Here is an 11,406-nt window from a genome sequence, read left to right on the forward strand (position 1 = left end):
CTGCTGATCGCAGCGCGCTCAGGCGCTTCGTGGAGCACTGCACGAAAGCTGCGGTGTCAGCGCCTCATATGGTTACGGGTTCTGGGCGGATCTTGTTATAACCATCAAAATGTGTTTTGCTGGTTTCAGGCCTTGTGCCGATCTCCAGAGGGGAATGATAATGAAGAGGTACTTTTTGCCGGTGCTCGTGCTGAGCGCTGGCGCACTCATGGCTTCGGTCGCTCACGCTCAGGTCAAGCTCGGCGTTGCCGGACCAGTCACTGGCCCCAATGCTGCCTTTGGCGCCCAACTAGCGAATGGCGCCGAACAGGCCGTAGCCGACATCAATGCCGCTGGCGGCATCCTCGGGCAGAAGCTCGAGGTGGTGCTGGGTGACGACGTCTCCGACCCGCGCCAGGGTGTCTCTGTGGCCAACAAGCTCGCGGGCGAAGGCGTCAAGTTCGTCGTCGGCCACTTCAACTCCGGGGTCTCGATCCCGGCCTCGGAGATCTATGCGGAAAGTGGCATCGTCCAGATCACGCCAGCCTCGACGAATCCACAATTCACCGAGCGGGGGCTTCCAACCGTCTTCCGAACCTGCGGGCGCGACGACCAGCAAGGCGAGGTGGCCGGCAACTTCATTCTAAAGACCTTCAAAGCCAAGAAGGTCGCCGTCGTCCATGACAAGACGCCCTATGGCAAGGGCTTGGCCGACGAGACCCGCAAGGTCATCAACAAAGGCGGCCTGCAGGAGGTTGTCTACGAAGGCGTCAACCCCGGCGAGAAGGACTTCACCGCTCTAGTATCCAAGCTCAAGTCGGCCGGTGTCGAGTTCATGTACTGGGGCGGACTTCACACGGAGCTGGGGCTGATCATCCGACAGATGCGCGACCAGGGAATGAACATTACCGCCATGGGAGCCGATGGCATCGTGTCGGAGGAGTTCGCCTCGATCGGCGGTCCGGGCGTGGAAGGCACCAAGATGACGTTCCCGCCGGATCCCCGCAAGCGCCCTGAGGTGCAGGAGATCGTGAAGCGCTTCACCGAGCAGCGCAAGTTCAATCCGGAGGCCTACACGCTCTATTCCTATGCGGCGGTTCAGGTGATCAAGCAGGCGGCGGAGAAGGCCGGCTCGCTTGAGCCGAAGAAAGTGGCCGAGGCGATGAAGTCGGGCATGATCTTCAAGACGGTGGTGGGGGATATCTCGTACGACCGGAAGGGAGACCGCACGCGCCCGGATTACGTCGTCTACAGTTGGAGGAAGGGCGCTGACGGCAAGATCACCTACATCGAGGATTAGGCCCTCCCTCACGCGGGCCCTTGGTCACTCCTCGGCTCCCGCTTGGCGCCCGTCGGCTTCCTCCGGCGGGCGCCCCTGTCAAAGAGAGGCGCTCTCTCACCGGGACTTCGGCATCATGGGCGCAGGGCAGAGAGGCCTCATCATCGTCCGGGCTCGGCAGCTTGCCTTTTGATTTAGCGGGTGCCTCGCTCCCCACACTGCCGACCGGATCAAATCCACCGCAATCGAGTTGTCCTCCGGCCAACCTGAACCGAAGGCACAGCATAATGGCCGACCCGGCTCCGGCTCCACCACCGCCAGCCATAAAGCCCGCAGGATCCCCCATCCTGACCGCCGGCGGCATCGTGCTGGCGATCGGAGGCCTCTATTTCGGCCGCGATATCTTCGTTCCGTTTGCCCTCGCCATCCTCCTGAGCTTCGCCCTGACACCGTTGGTCAATTGGCTCAGGCGATGGAGACTACCGCGGATTGCAGCGGTTCTGGTTGCCGTGACTCTCGCCTTCATCCTGATCGCAGGCATTGGCTTCGTGGTCGGGCGCCAGCTCGTTCAGCTCGCCAACAACCTCCCAAGCTACCAGACCACCATCACCGACAAGATCCGATCCTTGCAGGCATCTGCCCCCGGTGGTGGAATCGTGGACAAGGTCACCACCACCATTCAGGACCTCGGCAAGGAAATCTCGGGGGAGGAAAAGGTCTCCCAGCAGAACACGCGCGCCCTAGGGAGCGGTGCCGCATCGCAGGAGCCGATCACGGTCAGGCTGGAGCGCCCGGAACCCCGGCCGCTCGAGATCATTCAAACGGTCGTCGGCCCCCTGCTCGCCCCCCTCGCCACAGCGGGCCTCGTCGTGATCTTCGTGATCTTCGTGCTACTTGAGCGGGAGGACCTGCGTGACCGGTTCATCAAGCTCGCCGGGGCGGGCGATCTCCAGAAAAGCACGCAGGCCATCAACGACGCGGCGGCCCGGGTCAGCCGCTATCTGTTGATGCAGCTCGTGGTGAACCTCACCTATGGGATCCCGATCGGCATTGCCCTCTACTTCATCGGCGTGCCCAACGCGGTGCTGTGGGGTCTCCTGGCAGCCGTTCTGCGTTTCATTCCCTATCTCGGACCCTTTCTGGCGGCCCTGTTTCCCATCGCCCTCGCGGTTGCAGTCGATCCCGGCTGGACGATGCTGTTCTGGGTGGTGGGACTGTTCCTCGTGGCCGAGCTCATCAGCAACAATGTCGTCGAGCCATGGCTCTACGGCTCCAGCACGGGTCTGTCCTCTCTGGCCATCATCATGGCGGCGATCTTCTGGACCACGCTTTGGGGGCCTGTTGGACTGTTCCTGGCCACACCGCTGACCGTTTGTCTCGTCGTCATCGGCCGCTATGTCCCGCAACTCGAGTTCCTGGGCGTTCTCCTCGGCAGCGATCCAGTGCTCGCGCCGGAGGAGCGGCTTTATCAGCGCCTGCTGGCCGGCAACCTTGAGGAGGCGGTGGAGATTGCCGAAGACTATGTCGACGAATGCTCCTCGCGCGAGTTCTACGACAATGTGGCCATTCCCGCTCTCCGCCTCGCCGAGAATGATCGCCAGCGCAGCACCACGGACACCAACTACCGGCGCCTGGTCGCCGATACCGCGATCTGCGTCGTGCGGGAGATCGAGGACCATGTCCGGGAGAAGGTCCCCTCCTCCGATGAACCGGACGAACAGACGGGCGAAAATCGCTTACCCTCTGAAACTGTGGAGCGGCCACCGTCCGTTCTCTGCTTGGCGGGACGCACAGAGCTGGATCGCGCGGCAGCCGAGATGATGGCGCAGGTTTTCGAGGAGCGGAGCATCCGCGCCCGGGTCCTTCCGCCGATTGCCGTCAGCCAGGGCGCTCTCGGGCAGCTTGACCTCCAGGGCGTGGACGTGGTGTGCCTGTCCTACCTTCACCCCCAGCCGCAGGTCTATGCCCGCTACATCTGCCGTCGCCTGCGCCGCCGGGCACCTCACGTGAAACTCGTCGTCTGCTGCTGGAATCTGGCGCCCGGGACGGGACAGACAGAGGATCTTAAGAAGCAGATTGCGGCCGATGCGGTATTCGTCTCGCTCGAGGCCTGTGTTGACCAAGTAGATGCATGGGTCTGCCGCGCGACCTCGCCCGGCGGCACGCCTCCGGTCCTCCCCGACACCGAGCAGGAGCAGCTTGCGGCGCTGCACGACCTTGGTCTGGCCTCCGCGAGGCACCGGCGGTTCGATGAGGTGTCCAGAACAGTCGCGCAGGCGTTCGATGCTCCGATCGCCCTCGTTTCCTTCGTCGACGAGGTGGATCGGCCCCTGCCCGATGCATCAGGCACGCCCCAGGAACTCCAAGCCGCTGGCCGGCCCCCGCATGAAGAATCGCTGGATGCACGCGTGATCGCGGCGAACGAGGTGCTGGTGTCCGAGGACGTAACCGAGGATCCGCGCTTTGCCGACGATCCGCTCGTGCTGGAAAAGGGCATCCGTTTCTACGCCGGGGCTCCACTGCGGACATCCTCCGGTCTGGTCATCGGCTCGCTGTGCGTCATCGACACCCGGCCGCGCGAGTTCGCGGAATCGGATCGCCGGCATCTCCAGGAAATAGCCGACGAGTTGATGGCTCAGATCGAGCGTCGCCCCGCCGATGGTATGGGGCCAACTCAGAGCGAGGGCATCAAAGTCGCCGGCAAGAAATGAGACAGCCTGCCCGAAGTGGCTCGGACTAGCGCATCGTGTGGAACCGAAGGACCGCGTCAGCGAAAAGGGGACCCGGTTATTCGCTGGCGCGGCCCTCCGGGTCGCTCCCAACGATGCACTCCTCCGATGCTCTAGCGCGCGTCGATCCGGGTCCGGAGTTCGGCGATCTGGCGGACGTATGGTTCCCGGCGCTCGACATGGCGCTGTCGTACCGTATCCAGGATCACCGCCCTGAGGTCAGGCTTGGCTGTCGACCGGATCCGGGCCAGCTCAAACTCATATTCGACATCGATGTTGGCAAGTGTCGTGGACAGGATTGCAATGAGCTCAGTAACCTGATTGTCGTTCGCAGCCGTGTTCATTGGCCGGTGTCCCTTCCCTGTCGTTCTTGTTGATCTTGTTGAGGTTTTCCTGACAGCCCGATTGCGACCACACCCACTCCCGATGGGTTTCTCGCCGAGCAAGCCCGTTGCGGAAGCGGCCAGGGTTTCGGGGATGGCAGTACATCCGTGCCACCCCCCATTGGCCGCTCCTCAATTGGCGTGGCGTCTCGTTGCCTCTTTGGGCAATTCTCTCCCTAAACTGCAGGCGCGGCGCTGCCTGCCATTAACCTGAGTTAACCTCTTGGCCCGACGGACAACAGTCGGGACTTCCCTACGGACTGTTCCGCAACTGCCCCGTGGACCAGACGACACGCAATCAGAACCTGCAGATTGGTTGACGAAGTGAACCTGGACCACAGGACAGGTCCCGCACCCACGACCGCCGATGGCATTGAGATCGGCGCGCCATGCACGACTTCCGCCACTTGAAACAGAGGGTGGGCGAAGGTGTCCTAAAGCCTATACTCCTTACCCAGAGTAGGTTCGTTGCCGCGATGCCCCTGTACTTTCTCCATATCCGCAGCGGGGACAAACTTGAGATGGATCCAGACGGCGTGGAGCTGCCCGGTCTGGCTGCCGCTCGTGCAGAGGCTCTGAAAGTTGCACGCGAGCTTCTGGACGAGGTGGCTGACCTGGGAGGAAATGCCGTTATCGAAATTACGGATGGAACCGGTGAAACAATCCTAACCGTGCCGTTCTCGGACGCCGTCCGACCGCATTAAAAGGAGGGCCGCGGCCCTATGAACAGGGCTTTCACCTCTCCTCACACCATCCGTGGTCGGCGTTACCTGGCCTGTGATTTAGGTTGCAAGCCCGCCGTAACCGCAATCTGTACCAGTTCCGGCAGGCTCTGGGCGCCCAGCCGCTCCATGATGCGGGCTCGATGTGCTTCCACCGTGCGCGGGCTGAGCCCAAGGTCTCGGGCAATCGTCTTGTTGGTACCTCCAGCCAGCAGCCCATCCAGCACCTCCCGCTCGCGAGGCGGGAGCGCTGCAATAAGCACCTTCACGCGTTCGGTGGCCTGGTCCCGCTCGGCCCTTTCCTGGATTGTCGCCTGAGCCGAGGCGAGCGCATCCAGAAGCTGTTCGGGACGGTACGGCACGTCAAGAAAGTCCACGGCTCCGGCCTTCATCGCCCGTATCCCGAGCGTTACGTTTCCGCCCGTCTCGCCAATCACGATCACCGGCAGGCCCGCACGCCGGGATTTTAGCTCTGTGGGAATCGTTAGTTCGCCGGTCTCGGGACTGCGAATATCGAGCACCACACAGCCAGGCACCAGCACCGGCGCCACCTCCAGGAATGACTGCGCCGAGGCGAACGTCTTCACCTCGTAGCCGGCTCCCTGGAGCAGAAGACACAGATCCCGGCGTGAAGCCTCATTGCCATCCACCACGTAGACCGCAAATCCATCGTGCTGGGTGATGTCTTTGACGATGCCTGCGATCCGCTGAACCCTCCGATGTTCGTCAAGGATCGGGAATCCGGTGGAGTGAATGTAGCGCATGCTCCCGTCTGGCCGAACGATGCGGTATTCCTGGACGACGGTCTCGCCCCGCAGGATACGCTCGCTGGTCTGGAGCGCGCGCTCCCGATCCTCCGGATGGACAGTTTCAGCCCATTGACTGCGGTGCCGGAAAGCATCGGCAGACCAGCCCCAGACGCGTTCGAAGGCGGGGCTGACATATTCCATCTGCTGCGTTTCAGCATTCATGATCCAGAGCACGTCGGTCGAGTGCTCTGCAAATTGCCGGAAGCGCTCCTCGCTCTCCCGCAGAGCAGTTTCCGCCCGCGCTCGCAGAACCGAAGTCCAGGTCCGTTCGGCAACCTCCTGCACCAGCGTCACTTCATCTTCACGCCAATGACGAGGCTCAACCTGATGGACATAAAGCGATGCAACCAGGCGACCCTCTCGGATGAGCGGCGCGACGATGATGGCGCGCTTGCCCGTGCGGAGAAACTCGGCGGCGATATGCTCCTCTATGATGCGAGGATCCTTTGAGACATCGTCGATCCTCACCGTCTGGCCCGCCTTCAACTCGCTCTCGACGAGCGGACCGAAATGACTCAGGCGGTGTTGGCCGGCGAAGGTCGGGGTTGCGCCCTCGGTCCAGTCGCGCTCGACCGTTAAGGAATCGCCGCCCACACTCATCTCGGCATACCCGACACGGCTGGCCTTCAGGTGCCGGCCCAGCATGTCCGCGGCTGTGGCCATGACCTCGCGCGCCTCGGTCACCCCGCGCAGGCGCGTGCTCAGATCAACTAAGAACCGGAGCCGCTGCTCGCCGAGCACCCGCTCGGTAGTCTCATGGATGATGATAAGGACGCCGCCCACATCGCCGGCCTCGGTCATGACGGGACTGCACGAGGCATTCCACCATGTTGTTTCCGGATACCCTTTGCGCTGGATGATGTCGACAGGCACATCCTGGACGTAAACTGCTTCTCCGTGACGCGCCTGCATGACGAGTGGAGAAACGATATCCCAGATCTCGGCCCAGGCCTGCCGCAGGGGTTGCCCGAGCGCCTCCGGTCTTAAGCCCCGCAACGGCAGGCAGGCGTCGTTGTAGAAGGTGATCAGTTCCGGTCCCCACAGCATGTAGGTGGGCATCTTGGACCGAAGCATGTTGCTGAGCGTGACGCGGAGCGAAGGTGGCCAGGTCTCAGGGGACCCCAGTGGAGAGGCCGACCAGTCATAGGCCTGGATACGAGCCCCCATAGTGCCACCGCTCAGAAACTGCATGCTGCTCAAACCACCGGCCCTCCTGGGATTTTGAGTCGATAATGCCAGGTCAATCTTGGCCATATTGCGCTATTTCATATGCACCAAGAGCATAGGGAACCATCAGAGACAGGTGAAATGCTGATCGTCCCATCTCGGAGATAGATCTCAATCCTTTGGAATGTTCCGTATTCCTACGTCGTAATCCACCGACGTGACGCAACGGGTGCATCTGAATATTTTGATTTCCTACGGATGCCGTGATTTTTGCCCCTACGGCCCGGACCTTGAAGCGCCCCTTGAGATGATGGGCGCTTTCTTTTTGCGATAGCAGGAAGTTCATGGATCCAGTTTGATAGAGTTGATCATCGCTACCCGGATGACGCTCTGTTGATGCCGATTTGTCCTCAGGATCTAGTCTGGTTCGCAGACGGACTTCAGACGCGGCCACGTAAAAGTGCATTCCCGCGACCAAAACAGAAATTAGGCCTTACCCTGCTTTCTGGGATCAGGTTGACAGGTCTGGGCCAGCTACGACCGAGATACTGTTGTGTGAAACTCCGCGATACAATCACGAGGGTTAGCTCTTTCGAATTCTTCAGTCGCAGCCTGCGGAATCAGCCTGAATATTTCCTCGTTGCGCTGAGGCGGCTGGGCAATCAACCCCATCCAGAGAGTAGCAGTAATCGTCCGCTTCATATGTGAACTAATCCCTAAGAGAGGCTTACCCAAGCCGCTTGCATGGCTAATATTCTTGCCATGCCCAGGTACAGATTTTTCATCTCAAACCAGCAGGATCGCGTCAGGTATCCGAGGAGTTTTGACTTGGCTGATGCCGACGCTGCGAAAGGCGTTGCGTTGCAAATAGCCAGAACCTTCGCTGAGGTCGTGCCGTATTGGAATGGTCTGTCGGCCGACCAGCGGAATGGCTTCATCGTTGAGATTGTGGACGAGGCAGACCAAACGGTTCTGACCGTTCCCTTCGGGGTACAAGATAGCAAGCCGTGAATAGGCGAGCGTAGCAAGAGGCTTGCCCCGGGGCCCCATGCGCCAGTGACGGGCCGTGAACGCGAACATTGGAGGCTCGCCCTTCAATGGTAGTTGTCGTCAGACGGCTGATCAGCCAGCCTCTTGATCTCGAACACCGCAGCTGTGACGAAGGCAGAGATGACGAGGAAGGTCACAATGATCGTGAGGGTTCCTTCCTGAACTCCTGGATTCATTCCGACCAGCGGGATCAGCAGCAAAGCCGGAATGCCAAGGGTGATCGCGGCTAGGATGTAGACCGGGTTTGTTGATCCCCGAGCCTCATCGCTCTCATGAGCCCTGCGGATTGATCTCTCATGAGCCCATATCTTCACACGTCCCAAGGCACCGCTCACGTGATCCGAGGCAGACCGAAGGCGTGGGCGCCACACTCTGATCGCTCGTTGAACCGTATCATCGAAACGAGTGCGGGACGAGCTTTTACGATCCTCATGGCTCGCTGACCTGACTTCATGAACCGTAGGGTAATGCTGAGCTGGCTCTTGCTTCTGGTCGGCTCGCGTCTCCACAGCTTCGCTGGGCTGGGGTGGAGAGCTTGCAACACCTTGATCGGGTTCCTTTGGAGCAAGATCATCCGCGAACGCAACCATTGGCACCTGTTGCTTGCCTTGGCCTCTGCTCTCGCTATGTGGGCCTTGCTGATCCTCCTCGTTCTGAATGCCTTCCGCAGTCAAGCTGCGGGTACTTTCGAGAGCGGCGTCCTGCGGCGGCGGAACGCTGGAGACAGTATTCCCTTCTGGGCTTTCCATCGCACCGCTGAGTGCCTCGGTGCTTAAAGGGTCCGGAACCGTCTCCGTCTTGCGCTTCGACGCAGGGCGCGGCTTGCGGGTGGTTGCTTTCAGGCGTGGCGACCCTTCCGTATCATTCCGTCGATTGAGGTCGTCAGGCTGGCTTGGGTGCTTCGGGGGTTTCCTCATAGTGGGATCAAGCGCAGATACCTTGGCGTTTTCATGGCGACGATGGTGAAGCTTCCACGCCAATGGAGCGTTTGGTGTCACGAGGTGGAAGCGCGGCACCTCGGTCTTGAGCCCCTGGCCTTCTGGGCTCCCAGTGTCGAAGAATTCGCTCACAGCGACTCTCATCGGAAAGCGGTGAAGTGGCACAAGGGAACCCTGATCCCGCACCTTTGTTGGCTGACACGCCCTACCACCAGAGATGTCGAGCCAATGATCTGCTCGTTTTGGCAGCAGGGCGCGAAGGGCCCCTGCTTGTCTCAGACAGAGCTTGCCGGGCGCACGTGCCTGGCCCTCCCAGCCATCAAGCAGGCTGAGGCCGATGGGACGCGCATGCATCCGAGGCCGCAACAGCCGCCATCCGGGTTGCTCTCGAGGACCAGGGCGTGATCTTCCTCGATGCTGATCAGGGTGAAGGACCCGGCGTTCGGCTGCGGCGTCCGGGACCGCCGGACGAGGGTCTGCGACCCGATCAACTGACGAGCGGCAACGATCTCTGACACGGTCGCCGCTCATGTTCCCCTTTCAGAAAAGGGGCTGGCATGTCAATTTGGTCGTCGTGATGCCTAAGAGGTTCCGATGGCGTACCGTGTCCGGTGGCAACTCGTCGGACGATCCGGACAGCCGCTCGATAACGGCTGCATCGGAGAGAGTTTTTGCGCGTACGGTGAGGCAGTGGAAGCAGTGGTTGAGTTCCTGCGCCCGTACTCTGAGGTGAGCCGATGCCCGACGGAAAGCTACTGGCTGGCGCGCCGGTCGTGGGAGGCCGATCTTGCGGTTTGGGTCTGGATTGAATGCCACGATATTGAGAAAGCAGCGCCGGCAATCAGCGCGTGGATGCCACTAGGGGAAGAGACAGATCACACTTCAACGCTTTTGCGCGGCCTAGCTAAAGCTCCATTTGGTCGAAACACCTGAGTTCGTGCTCATAGCCGTAGCCAAAGATTCCGAATGCCAACGCATCCAGGATAAGGCTCAAGGCTCGCGCGTCTGCTGAGCCGCTCGATGAACTGCCCACTTTGCAAGAACTGCCCACTTTGCAAGAAAAGCACGATGGGATTGATAGTTCGCTCCGGCTCAGTCTCGGAAGTTTCCCGCCGGTCTTGAGCGTCCGCTCGTTGCTCGCAAGCTGACCAAGGCGCAATGTCTGAGAAGGGCCACAACCAATCGTTCAAACGCTGCAACCCAATCCCCTTGGTGAAATCTCGGTCAACGCTGAAAGCTGAGCAGACAGCGACATGAGCGTTCGCCCGATGGGCTAAGTCAACAGGCCGGCGGCGAAGCGCGCGCAGACGAGCAGCAGGAAGATGCCGAAGGCAACCTCGAGCCGGCGCTTCGAGAGCCGGTGGGCAAGCCGGGCGCCGATGGGCGCCATCCAGGTGCTGGTGGGGATGAACAGCAGAACGCCGAGCAGCGAGACATAGCCCAGCGCCAGCGGCGGCTGGAATGCGGCGACGGTCGGATACTCCGCCATATGCGGCCAGCCGGCATAGATGTAGCCGAGCGCCCCGGGGATCGAGATCAGGATGCCCAGCCCCGAGGAGGTCGCCACCGCCTGATGGATCGGGCGGCTGTAGAAGGTCATGAACAGGTTCGACAGCTGCCCGCCGCCGATGCCCATCAGGGCCGAGAGCACGCCGATGAGCCCGCCATAGGCCAGCATGATCGGCCGGGCCGGCATGTCGAGGCCGAGCCGCCAGGTCTCCTTGCCGAAGAGCAGGCGGATCGCGGACACGCCGGCCACCAGCACGAACACGCCCTTGAACAGGTCGGCCGGGGCATAGCGCGCGATGACGCTGCCGACCGCGACGCCGAGCACCACGGGCCCGGCCCAGACTTTCAGGATCGACATGTCGACCATCCCCTTGGCGCGGTGGGCCTGGAAGGAGCGGATCGAGGTGGGCACGATGATGGCGAGCGAGGTGCCGACGCACAGCGGCATGCGCACCTCGTCCGGCACCGCCAGGAGCCGGAACAGCTCATAGAGGATCGGCACCGCCACCGCGCCGCCGCCGACGCCGAAGACGCCGGCGAGCAGGCCGGTGATCGCCCCGGCCGCCAGAAGAGCGACCACGAGCCAGGCAAGATCAAACAGCGCAATGCCGAACATGAGAGGGTTCGTCCCTTTCGAAGAAGGCGGACTTCCTGGGGTTCAATTTCCTCGGGATGACCTGAATGACGGGATAGCCCGCAGAGCAGTTCATGCCCAGTGGAAAGCCCCTCCCGTTATTTTAGGGAGAGGCTCTGTTCTCGCTAAACCGCCATTGCCTTCTTGAGGTTCTCGTCGATCTTGTCGAGGAAGCCGGTGGTGGAGAGCCACTTCTGCTCGGCGCCG

At 61.4% G+C, this 11,406-nt stretch carries 8 protein-coding genes; 4 read left to right on the top strand and 4 right to left on the bottom strand.

Annotated features, from left to right (window positions below):
- The first annotated feature begins 160 nt into the window (after positions 1–160).
- On the top strand, positions 161–1,279 hold the full coding sequence (locus tag DC522_RS14345; protein ID WP_116529363.1) for a branched-chain amino acid ABC transporter substrate-binding protein: 1,119 nt from the start codon (positions 161–163) through the stop codon (positions 1,277–1,279).
- Between the two features lie 266 nt (positions 1,280–1,545).
- Complete coding sequence (locus tag DC522_RS14350) at positions 1,546–3,969, top strand: AI-2E family transporter (RefSeq protein ID WP_116529364.1); 2,424 nt, start codon at positions 1,546–1,548, stop codon at positions 3,967–3,969.
- Between the two features lie 131 nt (positions 3,970–4,100).
- Here DC522_RS14350 and DC522_RS14355 read toward each other — a convergent pair whose 3' ends face one another.
- Positions 4,101–4,331 carry a hypothetical protein gene (locus DC522_RS14355; protein ID WP_116529365.1) on the bottom strand — a complete coding sequence of 77 codons (231 nt, stop codon included), beginning with the start codon at positions 4,329–4,331 and terminating at the stop codon, positions 4,101–4,103.
- 428 nt (positions 4,332–4,759) lie between these two features.
- On the opposite strand from DC522_RS14355, the gene DC522_RS14360 reads away from it, so the two are divergent.
- A complete protein-coding gene (locus tag DC522_RS14360; protein WP_116529366.1) occupies positions 4,760–5,074 on the top strand; it encodes a hypothetical protein in 315 nt (104 codons plus the stop codon).
- A 62-nt stretch (positions 5,075–5,136) separates the two neighbouring features.
- On the opposite strand, the gene DC522_RS14365 is transcribed toward DC522_RS14360, so the two are convergent.
- Positions 5,137–7,092, bottom strand: coding sequence for a PAS domain S-box protein (locus DC522_RS14365; protein WP_165820157.1), 1,956 nt, complete (start codon positions 7,090–7,092; stop codon positions 5,137–5,139).
- 738 nt (positions 7,093–7,830) lie between these two features.
- Between DC522_RS14365 and DC522_RS37260 the strand changes: the two genes are divergently transcribed.
- A complete protein-coding gene (locus DC522_RS37260) occupies positions 7,831–8,079 on the top strand; it encodes a hypothetical protein (RefSeq protein WP_371679585.1) in 249 nt (82 codons plus the stop codon).
- A gap of 83 nt (positions 8,080–8,162) precedes the next feature.
- On the opposite strand, the gene DC522_RS14375 is transcribed toward DC522_RS37260, so the two are convergent.
- Together DC522_RS14375 and DC522_RS14390 are read right to left on the bottom strand one after the other, a co-directional pair.
- On the bottom strand, positions 8,163–8,441 hold the full coding sequence (locus DC522_RS14375) for a hypothetical protein (protein WP_116529369.1): 279 nt from the start codon (positions 8,439–8,441) through the stop codon (positions 8,163–8,165).
- 1,888 nt (positions 8,442–10,329) lie between these two features.
- Positions 10,330–11,181, bottom strand: a complete 852-nt coding sequence (locus tag DC522_RS14390) for a sulfite exporter TauE/SafE family protein (protein ID WP_116529372.1) — start codon at positions 11,179–11,181, stop codon at positions 10,330–10,332.
- Positions 11,182–11,406: the final 225 nt, after the last annotated feature.

This window comes from Microvirga sp. KLBC 81 (assembly GCF_003075415.1).
Classification (GTDB): domain Bacteria; phylum Pseudomonadota; class Alphaproteobacteria; order Rhizobiales; family Beijerinckiaceae; genus Microvirga.